Source organism: Pedobacter sp. (assembly GCF_035566355.1).
In the GTDB taxonomy this organism is placed as follows: domain Bacteria; phylum Bacteroidota; class Bacteroidia; order Sphingobacteriales; family Sphingobacteriaceae; genus Pedobacter.
In genome coordinates, this window is sequence record NZ_DATMRL010000372.1 from 1 (window position 1) to 16,271 (window position 16,271).

General features: G+C 41.1%; 19 protein-coding genes. 12 read left to right on the forward strand and 7 right to left on the reverse strand.

Going from position 1 to position 16,271, the window contains the following annotated elements:
* From VNZ46_RS14205 to VNZ46_RS14215, 3 genes are all read left to right on the forward strand, one after another.
* Positions 1-878, forward strand: an 878-nt coding sequence (locus VNZ46_RS14205; protein WP_325560747.1) for an RHS repeat-associated core domain-containing protein, incomplete at its 5' end; no start/stop codon positions are given.
* 2 nt (positions 879-880) lie between these two features.
* The gene (locus tag VNZ46_RS14210; RefSeq protein ID WP_325560748.1) at positions 881-1,129 is read left to right on the forward strand and encodes a hypothetical protein; all 249 of its coding nucleotides are present in this window, start codon (positions 881-883) and stop codon (positions 1,127-1,129) included.
* A gap of 356 nt (positions 1,130-1,485) precedes the next feature.
* Complete coding sequence (locus tag VNZ46_RS14215; RefSeq protein WP_325560749.1) at positions 1,486-1,644, forward strand: hypothetical protein; 159 nt, start codon at positions 1,486-1,488, stop codon at positions 1,642-1,644.
* Positions 1,645-1,820: 176 nt separating this feature from the next.
* Here the strand turns inward: VNZ46_RS14215 and VNZ46_RS14220 are convergent, their stop codons facing one another.
* Both VNZ46_RS14220 and VNZ46_RS14225 read right to left on the reverse strand, forming a co-directional pair.
* The gene (locus tag VNZ46_RS14220) at positions 1,821-2,102 is read right to left on the reverse strand and encodes a hypothetical protein (protein ID WP_325560750.1); all 282 of its coding nucleotides are present in this window, start codon (positions 2,100-2,102) and stop codon (positions 1,821-1,823) included.
* Between the two features lie 67 nt (positions 2,103-2,169).
* On the reverse strand, positions 2,170-3,141 hold the full coding sequence (locus tag VNZ46_RS14225) for a helix-turn-helix domain-containing protein (protein WP_325560751.1): 972 nt from the start codon (positions 3,139-3,141) through the stop codon (positions 2,170-2,172).
* Between the two features lie 526 nt (positions 3,142-3,667).
* Between VNZ46_RS14225 and VNZ46_RS14230 the strand changes: the two genes are divergently transcribed.
* The 6 genes from VNZ46_RS14230 (at position 3,668) to VNZ46_RS14255 (ending at position 6,902) form a co-directional block, all read left to right on the forward strand.
* On the forward strand, positions 3,668-3,925 hold the full coding sequence (locus tag VNZ46_RS14230) for a hypothetical protein (protein WP_325560752.1): 258 nt from the start codon (positions 3,668-3,670) through the stop codon (positions 3,923-3,925).
* 188 nt (positions 3,926-4,113) lie between these two features.
* Positions 4,114-4,758, forward strand: a complete 645-nt coding sequence (locus tag VNZ46_RS14235) for a DUF6266 family protein (protein ID WP_325560753.1) — start codon at positions 4,114-4,116, stop codon at positions 4,756-4,758.
* Positions 4,759-4,817: 59 nt separating this feature from the next.
* Positions 4,818-5,201 carry a hypothetical protein gene (locus VNZ46_RS14240; RefSeq protein ID WP_325560754.1) on the forward strand — a complete coding sequence of 128 codons (384 nt, stop codon included), beginning with the start codon at positions 4,818-4,820 and terminating at the stop codon, positions 5,199-5,201.
* On the forward strand, positions 5,120-5,629 hold the full coding sequence (locus VNZ46_RS14245; RefSeq protein ID WP_325560755.1) for a peptidoglycan-binding protein: 510 nt from the start codon (positions 5,120-5,122) through the stop codon (positions 5,627-5,629). Before VNZ46_RS14240 ends, VNZ46_RS14245 begins: the two co-directional genes overlap by 82 nt.
* Positions 5,613-6,242 carry a hypothetical protein gene (locus tag VNZ46_RS14250; protein WP_325560756.1) on the forward strand — a complete coding sequence of 210 codons (630 nt, stop codon included), beginning with the start codon at positions 5,613-5,615 and terminating at the stop codon, positions 6,240-6,242. The genes VNZ46_RS14245 and VNZ46_RS14250 overlap by 17 nt, the downstream gene beginning before the upstream one ends.
* A gap of 24 nt (positions 6,243-6,266) precedes the next feature.
* Positions 6,267-6,902, forward strand: a complete 636-nt coding sequence (locus tag VNZ46_RS14255) for a DUF6266 family protein (protein ID WP_325560757.1) — start codon at positions 6,267-6,269, stop codon at positions 6,900-6,902.
* 183 nt (positions 6,903-7,085) lie between these two features.
* Here VNZ46_RS14255 and VNZ46_RS14260 read toward each other — a convergent pair whose 3' ends face one another.
* The 3 genes from VNZ46_RS14260 to VNZ46_RS14270 form a co-directional block, all read right to left on the reverse strand.
* Positions 7,086-8,048, reverse strand: a complete 963-nt coding sequence (locus VNZ46_RS14260) for an Rpn family recombination-promoting nuclease/putative transposase (protein ID WP_325560758.1) — start codon at positions 8,046-8,048, stop codon at positions 7,086-7,088.
* Between the two features lie 348 nt (positions 8,049-8,396).
* Positions 8,397-8,840: a hypothetical protein gene (locus tag VNZ46_RS14265; RefSeq protein ID WP_325560759.1), complete on the reverse strand. Its 444-nt coding sequence runs from the start codon at positions 8,838-8,840 to the stop codon at positions 8,397-8,399.
* 281 nt (positions 8,841-9,121) lie between these two features.
* Complete coding sequence (locus VNZ46_RS14270; RefSeq protein ID WP_325560765.1) at positions 9,122-9,985, reverse strand: AadS family aminoglycoside 6-adenylyltransferase; 864 nt, start codon at positions 9,983-9,985, stop codon at positions 9,122-9,124.
* A gap of 279 nt (positions 9,986-10,264) precedes the next feature.
* Between VNZ46_RS14270 and VNZ46_RS14275 the strand changes: the two genes are divergently transcribed.
* From VNZ46_RS14275 to VNZ46_RS14285, 3 genes are all read left to right on the forward strand, one after another.
* A complete protein-coding gene (locus VNZ46_RS14275; protein WP_325560760.1) occupies positions 10,265-10,606 on the forward strand; it encodes a hypothetical protein in 342 nt (113 codons plus the stop codon).
* A gap of 310 nt (positions 10,607-10,916) precedes the next feature.
* Complete coding sequence (locus VNZ46_RS14280; RefSeq protein ID WP_325560761.1) at positions 10,917-11,555, forward strand: DUF6266 family protein; 639 nt, start codon at positions 10,917-10,919, stop codon at positions 11,553-11,555.
* Between the two features lie 21 nt (positions 11,556-11,576).
* A complete protein-coding gene (locus VNZ46_RS14285; protein WP_325560762.1) occupies positions 11,577-12,731 on the forward strand; it encodes a hypothetical protein in 1,155 nt (384 codons plus the stop codon).
* A gap of 189 nt (positions 12,732-12,920) precedes the next feature.
* Here the strand turns inward: VNZ46_RS14285 and VNZ46_RS14290 are convergent, their stop codons facing one another.
* Together VNZ46_RS14290 and VNZ46_RS14295 are read right to left on the reverse strand one after the other, a co-directional pair.
* The gene (locus VNZ46_RS14290) at positions 12,921-14,348 is read right to left on the reverse strand and encodes an efflux transporter outer membrane subunit (RefSeq protein WP_325560763.1); all 1,428 of its coding nucleotides are present in this window, start codon (positions 14,346-14,348) and stop codon (positions 12,921-12,923) included.
* Positions 14,349-14,369: 21 nt separating this feature from the next.
* Entirely contained in the window at positions 14,370-16,259 is a 1,890-nt protein-coding gene (locus VNZ46_RS14295; protein ID WP_414693498.1) for an efflux RND transporter permease subunit, read from the reverse strand.
* Between the last annotated feature and the right edge of the window lie 12 nt (positions 16,260-16,271).

Here is a 16,271-nt window from a genome sequence, read left to right on the forward strand (position 1 = left end):
ACAAGTATCAGTTTAACGGAAAAGAGAAGCAGGATCAGGAGAAGATGTATGATTATGGGGCTAGGTTCTATGATCCGGTGATTGGACGGTGGAATGTAGTGGATCCTCTTGGAGAGAAAGCCTACGACGTTAATTTATACGTTTACGTGGATAATAATACGGTTAATAATCTTGATCCAACTGGGATGGAGACTCTTTATGGACAGGAGGCTAAGGATGCCTTTATCAAGGAGAAAGAGAAATTTTTGAAAGGTGATGATAATAATGGACCGGGTGACCCTATAAAAGGTAGAAATATTGTAAATACTAAAGGTATCATTTTTAGAAAGGATTTTAAAGGAATTCTTTATACTACTTTTCATGTCCAGGATAACAAATTTAGTGCTTATCTACAGAAAAGAATTGAAATTTTAGAGGCTATAGAGAAAAATAACAGAGCGGATCATCGAGTAGGTCATTTTAATTTCGCTACTGGTAAGATTAACGGTTGGGGAGGAATTGAACCAAATTATTTTTTTGAATCTATTTTTATAGGTGGAAAATTATTAGAAGGAGGGGGATTAATATACGAGAGCTTAGCGGCTAAAGGTGGCGGACAGCTGTTTGAGGTTGCCGATGGTGTGAGAAGAGCAAAGGCGGCTCAACAATTGGGGTATGAGACGATTGACGCTATGGATAATACTGGAAATATTTTTCAGGTCCCAATTAAAAATTTAAGTTCTCCAATGAAAAGTTCGATTGATATTAGTAACCCTCTTAATCAATTGAGGTATGATAGAATTTACAACGGAATGAAGGCTGGTGATAAGTTGCCTCCAATTTATGTCAATCCTGGAAATAGAGGTGTTAGTATATTTAATGTTGTTTTTAAACAGTAATTATGATAAAAGAAGAGAAATTAAATAGTTCAATATTGGCAATTCAGGATTTAATTATACGAGCTCGAAATTTAGCTTATGAGAATCATTCGGTGGCAGCTTTAGCTGAATTCTTGGACGGGATAGAATATCTTCCTGCTTTAATGTTGGAAAAAGAAGACAGAACTGAATTATTTGAACTTTTCTTGGGGGAATTATGTGTTCGACATGGCTTCCCGGAAATTTTGGATAAATATAGAAAACCGAGATAATTATAAAACCCTGCACTTCTTTTCTCACTGGACTTTACAAGTCCTGAGGTGTGAAAAGAGGAGTAGGGTTTTTTTAGGTTAATATACTTGTGAAATTTTATGCGTATGTATTTGTGTATTGGTATAAATATATCTATATATCATTATTGCAAAGGGCTGGATGTATTTCACGAGTACAAATGTTTTTTTCGGACTTCTTTATTTGATTTTTCTGTTGGGATTTCCTTAGCCTAGCTTTTTGCATAAGTGGTTTAAAACTTGGTGACTTCAAGGATTTAACTATAACTATTTTAATGAAATTTTGACTTATTTGTGTTTTTGAATAATATGGAGATGTGCTAGATTCGTTTTCTCTTATGACTATTACAGTTGTGCCTATTTTTAAGAAGGAAGTTAACTCAGATGAACATCTCCATCATGTAATGTATGGCAGGTTGCAGCGGTTTGCTGATGAATTAAAGCAGGTTCATTTGAAGTCTCTTCAAACTGCTGAGCCTTTAATGATGACGTTGTAATTTACATCAGTTATAACAACAAGTACGGCGTTTTGTGGAAGGTGGTTAATGATGTTTCGCCAGAAGTTTCTGACTATGTTACGCATCAGTGTATGAATTTGGGTTATCTGGAGTGGAATCAGGACGTTGGCTATTTGAAATTATAGGTTTTTGAATTTTTGATAAAGTGATCATTATTAATAGGTATTGGTGATGTGGTGTATTGTGGTTCTTATATCGAAATTGAGTTTGTGAAAGAGTAGGTTGTGTGGTTTGTTTTGTGCAAGAAACCATAATAGATCTTTGGTGTATAGGATACCGATACATTTTCCGTTTTCTACTATATGTAGAAATTCTGCGTTTAATTGTGAGAGTTTGGTGAGTGCATCTACAACAAGTTGATCTGGATGTAAATGCTGGGAGGTAATTTCTTTGGAGGTATAAGTTTCTCCGTTGGTGATGTATGAGTGGAATTCCATGGCAGGGGAATGCACTACTTCCTTAAATGGTCATAGTGATTTATGGTAAATGAGTGGACTGGAGCTTTTATTGCTTTAGTTTTTTAAGGTATTCTCCTGGGCTTAGACCAGTTTGTTTTTTGAATTCTGAAAAGAACACACTTCTGGATTTAAATCCGGCTTCTGTTCCAATGCCTTCTAGGGTGAGGTGTTTATGATCGGTGATATTAGCGAGTTTTTGTTTAACGTGTTCTATTTTTAGAGTATAGATAAGTTGATTGAAGCTTTTTTTATACTTTGTTTTGATGATGGAGCTGAGTTGATGGGCGGGAATGTCTATTGTTTTAGCAAAGCTTTTTAAGGTGATTTTGGGCTGGTAGATGATATTGGTATGTAGTAAGTGGTGTTCTATTCTTTTGAAAAGTGTGGTGGTTTGTTTTTCGTCGTTTTCTATATGGATTTCTTTCTGGATCCTTTTTAAGGTTTCTTCACGAATGCCTAAATAGTTTGCTTGGTAGGGGAAGGGAATGCGGTTGATGTGTTGTGGAATATGTTCTAAGAGGTAGAGATATTTTTCCTTTGCCGTTCCTAGCCGAATCATTTTTGAGCGTTCATGGGCTTCCTGAAAACAGCGTTCCATGATACAGCGCATGATTGCATTCATCTCTGGGTGATGTTGGTAGAAGTAATGGAAGTCTTGTGCGTGCAGTGCAATAACTAAGGTGTCTTCAATGGCAAAAATGCTTTCATCGGATGGTCTTTGACCGTACATGCCGGATATGGAGGTTACGAAGCTTCCATCTGCAACGATGAATGTAGTGAGTTGTTTGTCGTTTCTGTTGGTTGTAGAGGTGAGGATACCTTCTGCTAAATAGTAGAAGTGGACACAGTATTCTCCTTGTGTAGCTAGGCAATGGCCTTTTTGTAGTTGCTCGATTTTTAGCCTAATGGTTAACTGGTTTTTTAGTTCTTCGCTAATGGGATGATAGGAGGAAAAAATATCGATTAATTGATCTTTTTGGCTTGAGGCGTTACCGTTTTTAGATAACTTTTTTCGCATGTTGGTTTACAAATGTGTATCGAGCGATAATTCTAATTGGGCACGATACAAATATAGGTATATGTTAGGAAGGTATGTTAGGGGAATAATATTTGGTTGTTATTTAAGTGTCTGTTGGTCAGTTGTTTGTGTGCAATTTTTTTGATTATAGTTCTATGTTTTTTGATTAAAGTGCTATTAATTGGAAAAAAGCTACACGTCTTTTCTCAAGGACCTTACAGGCCCTGAGGTGGTTAGGTTGGTGGCTGCTGCGGTATTGTTGCACTAAAGCTAGTAATTTTTCTTGTTGATGGGGTGCTTATAATTTTATAAGTGGGGATACTTTTTGTGTGGGTATCTTGTATCAATCATCTTTTATTGTGACTTAAATTAATGCTATGGAAAAACTCTTACTTAGATTTTAGATGCGATGTTCTTTCGTGTCGGTTTTGCAGATAGACTGGTTATTGTTTTTCTGCTTCTTATTTAATTAACGGTGGTATTTGCTGTTTTTGGGATTGCTTTTACCATATAATCTTAATTTATTATGAAAACATTTTTAGAGAATATCATCATGATTGTGAGGATTTTGGGGGAGATTAAGGAGGGACTGGAGGCTTGGAGGGCGGAGAAGAGAAGGGTGGAACGGGCGGTTGAAGAAAATGAGGTTTGGCTGGATAGTGCTGATGTGAAGCAGTTGCTGAATATTGGTAAGGCGACGTTGTACAGGAGGCGTGAGGATGGGGCCTGGGTTTCGAAGAAAATTGGGAAAAAGTGGTTTTACTTGAAATCTTCTTTGTATTGAAAGGGATCAAATGGGCTCAGAAAGGGTTCAATTTGGTTCAAAAGGGTTCAGTGTTTTCTGAACTGTAGTTTGTTGTTTGTGAGGTGGTTATCTTTGTGTTGTGGGTGTTTGATTCTAATTGACTGGCCAGTACGGAAGGTTTATCGCTTACGAAATAACAGATTTTTTAACCCTTAATTTTTAGAAATATGGGAAAATACAAGAAAGGGATTCTCGGCCCGTTCCGGGGAATTGTGGGCACCGTTGTTGGTGCGATTTGGAAGGGGATTCATTACATGCGAAGTTTGCCGGATGTGTCTCCGGATAGGAAGCCTACGCCGGCGCAGTTGAACCAGCAGCTGAAGTTTAGTACGGTGATGGAGTTCTTGAAGCCGCTTAAGCTGTTGCTGGAGATCGGTTATCAGGCTTTTACAGATGGAATTTCACCTTTTAATGCGGCTTGTTCTTATCATTTAAAGTATGCGGTGATGGGTACTGCTCCTGATTACTTGATTAATCCGGTTAAGGTGGTGTTTAGTGTGGGTGATTTGGAGGAGCCGCAGGATCCGGGTGTGACGACTGGTGGGGCAGCGAAGGTGCTGTTTGACTGGGGTGCTTTGGTAGATACGGATCATGGTGATGCGACGGATAAGGCGACTTTTATGGTGTATAATCCTACGTTGTTGAAGTATGTGACGTTGCGGAATGCGGTGGCGAGGACTGCGCTGTCGTTTAGTTTGCAGTTGCCTGCGGCCTGGATTGGTCATGATGTGCATTGCTATATGGCTTTTGTGAGTTTGGATGGGAAGCTGGTGAGTAATAGTGTGTATTCGGGTGTGTTGCCTGTGATTTAATGGTTTGGCGTGCCCGTTTGGGCACGCCTGCTTTTGGTTTTATTTTAATGGTTTATGTTATGAAAACGTTGAGATTAAAATATTTGGGTTTAGAGGTGGTGGATTTTATGGGGAGGGTTAAGTGGGAATACCATGTATTGGTTTTCTTGGTGGTGGTTTGGTTTTTTGTTCCTGGTTTGTTGAATAGGTTTGATGCGCAGGCGGGCTTTATTGATCAGAATATTTTGTTGCTGATGGTGTTGAGTGTGATTGGTTTTTTGGCTTTGCTGGGTTTGTGCTGGTGGTTGCTGGATAGGTTTTGGAGAGGGATTGGTTTACCGGGGGTTGGTTTGATGGTTTTACAGTTTAAGGATTTGGATTTATGGATGCAGTTAGGGTTTTACTTGTGTTCTTTTGCTTTATTGCTTTTGGCGGCAGTGGGCTGCATGGTGGCGATTTGCTAGGTATCGCCAATCGAGAGGTTGGTGTTAGGGAGTGGAGTGGGAGAAATGATGGGCCGCGGGTGGAGGAGTATTTGAGTTGCGTGGGTTTGAAGCGTGGTGCGCCTTATTGTGCGGCTTTTGTATCCTGGGTTTTTATGAGGGCCGGATATGGGGCTCCCAGGACGGGTTGGTCGCCGGCTTTGTTTCCTGCTGATAGACTTGTTGGGAAGCCGTCGCCTGGGATGGTTTTCGGGATCTATTTTAAATCGCTCGGTAGGATTGCGCATTGTGGTTTGGTTGAGAAGGTGAGGGGGGATTGGGTGGTTACTGTGGAGGCGAATACGGATCCGTCTGGTGGTAGAAATGGGGATGGTGTTTATCTGCGGATGCGACATAAAAGGTCTATTTATAGGTATTGTAATTGGTTGCGCTATGGAACTGGAAGATGAGATTAAAGGGATTACTTATCATTCATTAAATTTTGTGATTTGCAGATTGATGGAGCAGTGTTTTTCCTTGGCTTTTGAAGGGGAACTTTCTGATTTGAAAGATTTGGTTGAAGCGAACTCGTATTGTGAAACGACAGATCATATTAGCGCACTGAATATTGAATTGGATTTGTTGGATTCATTGGAAGATTCTGTGATTAAGGGATTGATGGTTTCTGTGAATAGGGTATTGGAATGTTCCAGAACTTTTTTGATGATCAACAGTCTGGAGGGCCTAGATATTATTCAGGAAACGGATTGCTTCGATTTGGCTTCGGGGCTGTATTATTCTTATGATGTGGAAGAGCCGGAGGAGGGGATGAGTTATAAGGATAGGTTATATGCGCTGTATAGTCATTATTTGATATTTCAGATGGTGATTTGCCATTGTTCATGCCTATTTACGTTCAAAAAGCGGGAGGCTTATCCAGAGGCTGAGGCTTTGTATTTTGACCGGATGGATGATTTGTTTGAGGGTAAGATTGAGGCTGAGGATAAGAATGCGCAGTTGTTGTTGACGCTGATTGCTGGTTTACAGGATGATATTTTGGTGTTGGGTGAAATTATTGGTTAATGTTTTAATTTAAATTTTATAGATATGGGAAGGTATAAGAATGGTATAAATGGGAATGTTTCGGGGAAAATTGGTAGTGTGATTGGTTCTTCGTGGAAGGGTGTGCCGTATTTGAAGGGTTTGCATAATTTGAGTAGTGTGCCGCCTACGGAGGCGCAGTTGAATCAGCGGTTGAAGTTGTCTATTGTGAGTAGCTGGTTGAGGCCGTTATTAAGTTGGATCAATATTGGGTATCAGCATAGTGTGGAGGAGAAAACGGCTATGAATGCGGCGGTTTCGTATCATATGAAGGAGGCGCTGGTGGGTGAGGGGCCTGATTTTAGCATTGATTTTTCGAAGGCGATTTTTAGCCGGGGGGAGTTGTTGATTTCCTGGGTGAAAAATGTGTTTTTGTTATTGAATGCTTCTGTTCATGTGGTTTGGTCTAATGGTCCACTTTCTGCGTTTTGTGGGGCTTCGGATTTGGCTAATTTTATTGTGTATAATAGTACGAAGGGGAAGTTTTTGGGGTTTAAGGATGCGGCGTTTCGTTCTTCGAAGGAGGCGTTGTTGAGGTTGCCTGTTGGGTTTGTGGATGATGTGTTGTATGGGTGGATGCATTTTGTGAGTGAGGATGGGGGGAGGGTGAGCACGAGTGTTTATCTCGGCAAGATTGGGTGAAAAAACCTGCACTTCTTTTCTCACTGGACCTTCCGCGAAGGGCTTCAGGCCCTGAGGTGTGAAAAGAGGTGCAAGGTTTTTTTGGGGGGAGTATCCAGGGATGGTGCGTGATTGGGATAGGGTGGAATAAAAAAAGGACAACTTTTAGGTTGTCCTTTTTTTATTATATCTAATGTGATTTCTTTATAGTTCCTGGATTGTTTCTAATGGAAGTTTGGTAAGCTTTGCTATTTGTTCGATTGGAAATTTATCTTTCTTCATTTCACGGGCCATTTCTTTTTTTTCTGCCAGGGCTTGAGCCTTACCCTGTTCTAAGCCTTGTTTTAAGCCTTGTGCCAAGCCTTGTTCAAGGCCCTGTTTCGTGGCTTGTTTCTTTGCGAAATCCATTACGTTTTGGTTATCCCATCTAACTTGTTGTGCGGTTCTGTACATTTCTCTTTCCTCCGGTGTTAAGTTGGTTAATTTTGCCAGGTTAAACAATTGTTCAATTTCGGGTTCTTTTAAATAAGGGGGTTGCTCGCTGAATTTGGTCATATGCTTTAGTGCATATAGCCACTGGTCGAGCCCTGTTTCCAGTTCTTCTGGTTTCTTAAGGAACTTATTCAGTTCAATATATATAAACGACAGTTTACTGTAAAATACATTTCCCTCTCCATTACCTAGGCTAATATCGTGAAAATATTCATTTGGTTGGGTATCGGGTAAGTTGAAATTTTCCAAAAGGGAAATGGTATATACTTCTTTTAATTTGTAGGCCCAATCTCTTCTGTCTCCTTTTGGTGCTTGATCACTGATTAGACGGGAGGCATAGAATACGGATCTTTCTTTAAAGTTTTCTTGTTCGGCTCTTTGTACTTCTATAAGAAATTTGGCACCATGGTCATCTGTACATACGATATCAAATACGGCTCCGCCTTCTTTTTTGATTTCTCCTGGATATTCGTTCTTGTTGTATTCTACCTTTTGGATGTGTCTGATGCCGGCCATTACTTCGTTTAGAAATGCTTTTAAAAGATCTCGGCTGGTTTCTGAAGCAAATATTTTTTTGAAAGCAAAGTCTATGAAGGGGTTGATGTAGGGGCTTTCTACAAAGGGGGGCGGAATTTTCTTTATCCGTGGCCGGTGTCGTCTTGGTTTTTCTCCCATTTTTTTTACTTGTTGTTAGTTAATGGGCTAATATATGTTTTGTAATTTATAGTTTCAAATAATAATTATTAGTTTGTTTTTATTTCATATAGAGATAATTAAAAGGAAAAAGAAATTCCAAATAAGACGGAGTTTTAGATGAAAAACCTGCACTTCTTTTCTCACTGGACCTTCCGCGAAGGGCTTCAGGCCCTGAGGTGTGAAAAGAGGTGCAAGGTTTTTTTTGGGGGTATCCGGGTATGGGTGGTGAGGGTGGAAAACCCCGCTCTTCTTTTCTCACTGGACCTTTCGCGAAGTGCTTCAGGCCCTGAGGTGTGAAAAGAGGTGCGGGTTTTTTTTGGGAGTGTCTTAGTTTAAGTTTTCGCTATTAGTTTTTTGATTGGTTTTGTTTAAATAAGGAAAATCATGTTCATAGCGAGTTACCACTGAAATTTTGTTTATTTCAGTTTTAATATCGTTAAATCCAGTTTCAAGGATTTCTATTGTTGAAGAGGAGTTCCCTTGTATGAAATCAACCCTTTCGCTAAGTGAATTTAGTTTGACATTGATTGCATCGAATCTTTTATTAAATGATTCGAAGTTTTTATCAATTTTTTCAAAGGCGGCCTGGGTTGCTTCTTTGAAGGTGTCAAATGACTCGAAATTTCTGTAAATCCTTTCAAATGCGGATTGTACTGCTTCTATGAAGGTGTCAAATGATTGGAAATTTTTATCAATCTTTTTAAATGCAGATTGTCCTACTTCTACAAAGGTGTCAAGTTTCTCTTCTAATCTTTTTAATTTTTCTTCCATTTCAAATTTCTACTTGGTTAATATATTCAAAGGTAGGTATAGTAATTTTAAGTTTATGTATTTATTTAAAAATTAAATTATGGTATTTTGGAGATAATTTTGAGAATTTCGACAGAAAATTGCAGGAAATTCCAAATTGGACTGAATAAGGGGGAGGAGGGAAAAACCTGCACCTCTTTTCTCACTGAACCTTCCGCGAAGGGCTTCAGGCCCTGAGGTGTGAAAAGAGGTGCAGGTTTTTTTGGGGGGGGGCCGGGGATGGGGGCTTTTGGAAGATGGGATTATCGACGTTTTTGAATGGTGTTTAAGTATTGTCTTATATCTGTTTCCAATTTGACAGGATATTCATATCCCAACTTTTCTGATAAATCAGCTCCGATTTCTGATACTAAATCTGCTGTGGCGAACAGTGCATCCCAGTTTTCATTTTTATTTTTTCCCGAAAACGTTCGTTCTATTTTTCCCCAAATTTCAGGGGTTAAATATTTTTTGAAGAGCCTTCCGTATTTATTGGTTGTGATATTCCAATCGTGCTGATTGGCGATGTACCATTCAATTAATGGAATTAGGTAATCCGTTCGAATATTGTTTTCTGACATGAATTTTGCATAGAAAATTTCATCTCTTGCCAGGCATTTGGCTACATAGGTTGTGTCCCACCAAAAGTCATTTAGAACCTGTCTGAATTTTTGTTCTGTAGGTTTTTTAATAATGGAAACCTGATGAGTAGGTTCTTTCATCTCTTTCGTTATTCCGTTTTTATCAATCAATACTTTATAACCAATGTCCCAGTCTTCACATAATTCATTTTGATTTACTTCTTCTAAAAAACAAGGAATACTATACAGTTTGAAGTCCACTTTTACATAGTCGTCGTACAGTACCATTTTCATTGCGTACTTATCATCGAAATAGCTTTCAATTTCCTCAATCATGGCAATGGGATTTCCGAAATGATGTACCCAGTCATTGCTGGATATGTATTTGGTATTATCGTCAAAAACAAGCTCAATATCTAAATCACTGAATTCATCAACGGGTGCTAAAGGATTTACAAGGGAACTTGTGAGCAAAACTGTTTTTATGTCTTTATTGCCTTTGGCCCAATCAATAATAGTTTCTAATTTTTCTTTTCTTAATTTTATTGATGGTTTATTTTCCATAACGATCCTTCCTTTTTATCTTTTAAATCTAATTCTATTTTCATTTATTTCTTCTCTTCCGCCTTCAAGTTCAACTCAATTACGTCGACGCAATTGGCAAGAACCTAAAAATAGTCTGTTTTTTAGTGCTGCCCGGGTATAGGGGTTCAATGCGATGCTGGTAATGGCAATTTCTATAAATAAAATTAGGATATCCTAATTTTTTGCTGCTTGTCCTTTCTGAAATTAGGTGTAATTAATTAAACCTAATATTTAAAAACGATGATGAAACATCTAAAATCAATGCTCGCATTCGCCATAGTGGTGGGTGTTTGTTCGGCTTTTACTTTTAAAAGCGAAGGATCCAGTAAAAGCAGGTTTGCTTCGGTGGTTTATGTGTACAATCTGGGAGATTCTTCGGGTGCGAGGAATGCGACCAATTGGACACAGTTACCTGGCAGTGGTTCTGGTCCGGCTTGTGGTACACCTGGTGATGTGCCATGCAAAGTTGTGATAGACAGTTCTGTGTATCCAACATTACAGAGTTATTTTGATGCGCAGCATTTTGCATCTGATAATGACGTGGCTTACGGGACGGGCGTAATCAGGAAGCAAGGTAACTAGTTTTCTTTTTTATTTCTGGAATGGACCCGTAGAGCTTTTCTCTACGGGTCTTTTTGTATCTATACATAAATATATAATGATATTCATATATAAAGAGCTCAGAATGAACCTAGGGTGTTGCTATAACAAACGGCGAAATGAAGCGTATGTGAAACGCATATGAAACGCACCTTGTTCGGGATTTTTGGTTTCATGTGCGTTTGATGTGCGGCTGGGGTATTAGATTTTCAGCCGCTTGTTGTAGCCACTTGTTAGCACCTCCTTTAAGTCTGAATCTTTCAGTTTTTTTTAACCTTAAAAAGCAAATAAAATGGCAAGAATACCAAGGGGCATTATGGGCCCGATCATTGGAAAATTAGGTCCCTTAGTTGGGGCTACCTGGAAAGAGAAAGCCTATGTAAGGGCGCGTCCGTCTAAAAACAAAAAGAAAGGAACTAAATCTCCGGCTAAGTATGCTGCAGAACAAACTTTTAGGTTTATGCATTTGTGGCTGGTTCCTTTTCATGATTATATCATGATTGGTTTCATGAACGTAGCCAGGGAAATGACCCAGATCAATGCGGCATTTTCCAGAAACTTCAAGGCAGCATTAACTGGTGTTTATCCGGATTTAGGTATTGATTATTCCAAAGTTGTCATCAGCACAGGAGATTTGCCGGGCCTCCGGATCCTGCAGTGTCGTATTGAAAATGGTGTTTTAGAAGTGAGCTGGGAAGATCATCAATTTGATAAAGCCTGGTATGATGATCAGGTAATGTTGGTTATTTATGAAGCTTCTCTACATGTAACAGATGGTTTTGTAGGTCGGGCCAGCCGTTCTGATGGTCAATTTAAATTTCCATTGAAAGATGACCTGGTGGGTAAAACCCTGCACATCTATATAGGAATGGTTTCGCTCAACCGGGAACTGATTTCTGAAAGCCAATACTTAGGCACGGTCCAATCTTAAACGCTCAAATAATGCTCTGCCATGCACATTCACATTTCTACATTAAGAACACTGGTTACAGGGTTTTTAAATCCTGATCGTCTGAAGGAAATCACTCCTGCATGCAGGAGTTACTGGACGGAACAATTGCCTGTTATCAGAGAACAGCTGTTTGAAGAAATGCGGCTGGAGGTTTTCAGTGCAGTAAATGACCGGGTGATAGAACGGCATATACAACAGGTTCAAAAGGATTGTATAGAGATGATGAATGTGCTGCAGGGCTATACTTTGAATGGGGTGGAAGAAGAGCTGTATCAGGAAGTGTTTTCCTGTCTGGAGCAGATATTAAGGCATATTGAAAAACACCATTCCCGTTTTTTTGATTTGAATGCGGAATTACCCAATGGGTACTTCCGCATTTCTGTGGAAGACATTGCGCAGAAAATTAAGTTGCTCAAAGCCTTATTTAAAAAGCATAGGCTAGAAGAGGAACTGCAGCAGGGTCTGTTACATTGCGCTACTGCTTTTACAAGGCAAGAGGCTTGTACCTATCAGGAACTGCTCTATCTGAAAGACCTGATCGAATCTGTATTGCTGCTGCAGTATGAGGAAATTACTTTTGAAGAGGCGCTAAAAGAACACTTGTTGTATTATCGTTTTAACCATCCTGAGTTTTGGAAGTATTATTCCAGGAAAATTGAGGCTGAACTTGGCCTTTTGTATGACCAGCAAGAGAAATACGAGCGTTTGTGTTTATATGAGCGGCAATTTAAAGCACAGCAGGAGCGGAGCTGTGCGAATTTTATCCCGGTAAAGGAAAGCATTAAATCCATGCTGCTGGATTTTGTAAAAGCTGAACTCAAATTTTTACAGCGGAAACAAATGAGTTTCTTCTCTGCAGGCTGTGGGCAGCCGGAGCGTAAAGTAAACACCTACAGAATGAAAGTTTCCCTATCTGTGGATGGGCTGGCCTATCTCATCCGCTTAATGGTAGAGGCTGGGGTGATTCTTGCAGGATCCAGAAGCGAATTACTGGAGTTTATTTCAAGGCATTTGCAAACACCCGGAATCGGAGCCGGGCATCTATCGGTGAAAAGTTTGAACAATAAATACAAGCAGGTGGTGCAGAGTACCATTAATGCCGTTAGAGCAGCGTTGATGCGCATGTTGAAGATATTGGAGGGGAAGATTGCCTAGATTCCTGGTGTTTGTCCTTGTAGCCTTGGAAATACCATATGATGAAACCATCATGAGCAAACCATTGAAGATATGTAACGGTGGTAAAAAAGAACGAAGCATAGGGACGGGCTCGAACCGTCGTAAAAGGTTTTGCTGACCTCCGCCTTACCACTCAGCCACCCAGCTTCGCACTTATGTATTTAATAATTAATTCCACCCACCACCCAGTGACCGATACAGATCGATTACTGCGTCGAGCTGTGCCTTTTTAATAGCTGCCAGTTCCAGTTCGCCGTTCAGTACATTGCTTTGTGCGGTGATCACTTCCAGATAATTGGCCCGGCCATTTTTAAATAACAGCCCGGCATTACTTGTTGCGGTTTGCAGTTTATTAACTCGCTCAACGGCGATTGCTTGTTGCTGATCTAGTTTGTCAATACTGACCAAGGCATCTGACACCTCTTGGTAAGCCACTAACACAGACTGGCGAAACTGCAATACGGCTTGTTCCCGATGGACCTTAGCGACATTATATTGTGTTCTCAGTTCTCTTTTTTGTAGTAAGGGCTGTGTTAAACTGCCCATTACTGTACCGAACAATGAAGCAGGTAAATTGAACCAGTTACTGGCTTTAAGAGCGTTTACACCACCCGTAGCCGAAATGGTCACTGACGGATACATATTAGCCCGTGCCAAACCGATGCGTGCGCTGGCGGCCTGCAATTCTAATTCACTACTTTTGACATCCGGCCGACGACTTAACATTTCGGAAGGTAGCCCGGCACTTAACTGCGCAGATATTGTTAATTCATTTAGTGAACCCGAACGCGTAATAGCCTGTGGTGTTATGCCCACTAAAACACTGATGGCATTTTCCTGGATATTAAGCTGTTGCTCCAATTTGGGGATCAGCTGTGCCGCTGCCAACCGTTGTGCTTCTTCTTGCTGTACCGCTAATGAGGTTACTTGAGCGGCTTCGTATTGCAATTTGAGGATGTGCAGGGTACTGTCGGTCAGTGCAAGATTCTTTTTAGCAATTTCCATTTGCTTGTCCAGCATCAGCAAGTTGTAATAACCGTTAGCTATAGAAGCGATCAGTGTTGTCTGGATAGCTTTACGTGCTTCCTGTGTTTTTAAATAGCCTGCTAAAGCCTCGCGTTTCTGGTTTTTTACTTTGCCCCAGATATCCGCCTCCCAGGAAACATTAAGAGCGCCGGTATAATTGTCCAGGTTTCTAGTCCCCAGGAACTGACCGGCAGTTAAACCGTTCAGGCTATTTTCGGCAGGGATGCTGTTGCTGGAGCTAACTGAAATACCGACTACAGGCACTAAACCCATTTTGGCTTTTTTGAATAGCTCATTAGCAGCTTCGATGTTTTTGACAGCCACCTGGAGATCATTGTTTTTAATTAAAGCCGTATCGATCAGTGTGGCCAATTCCCGGTTGGTTAAAAACCGTTTCCAAGATAAAGCGGCTATGCTTTCTTTAGTTTCGGTCGTATCGTTACGAAAAACAGTTGGGCTGGTGGCGGTAATGTTCCCCGCATCTTTAGGCACGGCACAACCAGTGGCGACCAGGATTAGCAGCGCCAGGAATACCCGGCCGGCTGCTATGATATTTTTATATGTTTCCATTATCTGAAATTTTAAAGATGATTAATTAAGCTCATGTGCTAATTGCGGCGCAGGAGTATGCTCTTGATGTTTATCTTCCAGCGGTGGTAGCGGTGTTACCTTTTCATGCAGGTATTGAAACACCACGAATAAAACAGGTATAATAAATACACCTAATAATACACCACTGATCATACCCCCGGCAGCACCAGCGCTGATAGAATGGTTACCCGCAGCAGACGGGCCGGTGGCGCGCATCATCGGTAAAATACCTGCCACAAAGGCAATAGAGGTCATGATGATCGGACGCAGACGCGCCTTAGCGGCTTCCATGGCAGCCGTAATAAGGGTTTCACCCGCATGCCTGCGCTGCACGGCAAACTCTACGATCAGGATGGCGTTCTTAGCTAACAGACCGATGAGCATGATAAGGGCCACCTGTACATAGATGTTATTCTCGATACCGGCAATGCCAATAGCCGTAAATACACCGATTACACCTGTTGGAATTGACAGCAACACCGCCAATGGCAGAATATAGCTGTTATACTGAGCTGATAAGAGGAAGTAAACAAATACTAAAGATAGTAGGAACACAAATAACGATTGGCCACCTGATATGATCTCCTCACGGGTAACACCCGAGAACTCATGCGAGTAACCTGCGGGCAACGTTTGTGCAGCCACTTCTTCTACCGCACGGATCGCATCACCTGTACTGTAGCCCGGTTTTGGGTTAGCATTCATCGGGATGGAATTGTACAGGTTATAGCGTGTTACGGTTTCCGGGCCTAATACGGGTTTCAACGTTACCAATGAACTGATCGGAACCATTTCGCTGGTAGTGCTTTTTACGGATACCCCTTCCATTGATGACGGATTGGCCCGGTCGCCTTTAGCAGCCTGCAGCATCACCCGGTAATATTTACCGAATCGGTTAAAGTCTGATACCTGCTGGCTGCCATAATAGGTCTGCATGGTTTTCACCACCTCATCCACATCTACATTCAGCTGTGCTGCTTTTTGCTCATCGATCACCATTTCCAGTTGCGGATAATCCGCCCGGAAAGAGGTATAGGCTAGCGCGATCTCTTTGCGTTTATTTAAAGCAGACAAGAATTTACTGGATACGGCGCTGAACTGATCCAGTCTGCCGCCAGTACGATCCTGCAAGGCGAAATCCAGACCGTCTACGTTCCCAAAACCAGGTACGGTTGGCAGGGTAAACACAATAACAGTAGCGCCTTTAATATCCGCCAAACGTTTTCGCATATCATTCATAATATCATTCAGATCGCTCATTTCACCACGGTCTTTTTTCGGCACCATAAAGGCTACAGCCGATGATGGACTGGTCGCGCCGGTAAAAATGTTCAGGCCGGCGATCTGGGTCAGGCTCTTCATGACTTTCATCGGTAGCAAACGGTCGTTCACCTCTTTAACCACCTGCTGGGTCCGTTCCTGGGATGATCCCGGCGGCAAGGTGATGGATACTGCGGCAAAGTTCTGGTCCTCGGAAGGGATAAATCCTGTGCGGGTATTATGTACCAGGATACCTGAAACGATAGCCACTATAGCCAGTCCGGATAAGCTTACCCATTTGTGCTCTATCAGCCACTTCAGGCCACTGATGTATTTGTTGGTCACGTTTTCAAAGCCCTTATTAAAGCCGGCAAAGAAGCGTTGTTTGAATGTGGTCTTTTCAATAGGTTCATTATTATGATGGACATTCTTTAAAAACAGGGCCGCCAAGGCAGGGCTTAATGTTAATGCATTAACCGCCGAAATAAAAATGGCGATAGCCAGTGTGAAGGCGAATTGTTTGTAGAAAACACCGGCCGAACCTTTCATAAAACCCACCGGCAGGAACACGGCCGACATGACCAACGTAATAGAAATAATAGCCGGGGTGATCTCGTGCATGGCTGCCAGAGTAGCGGGTTT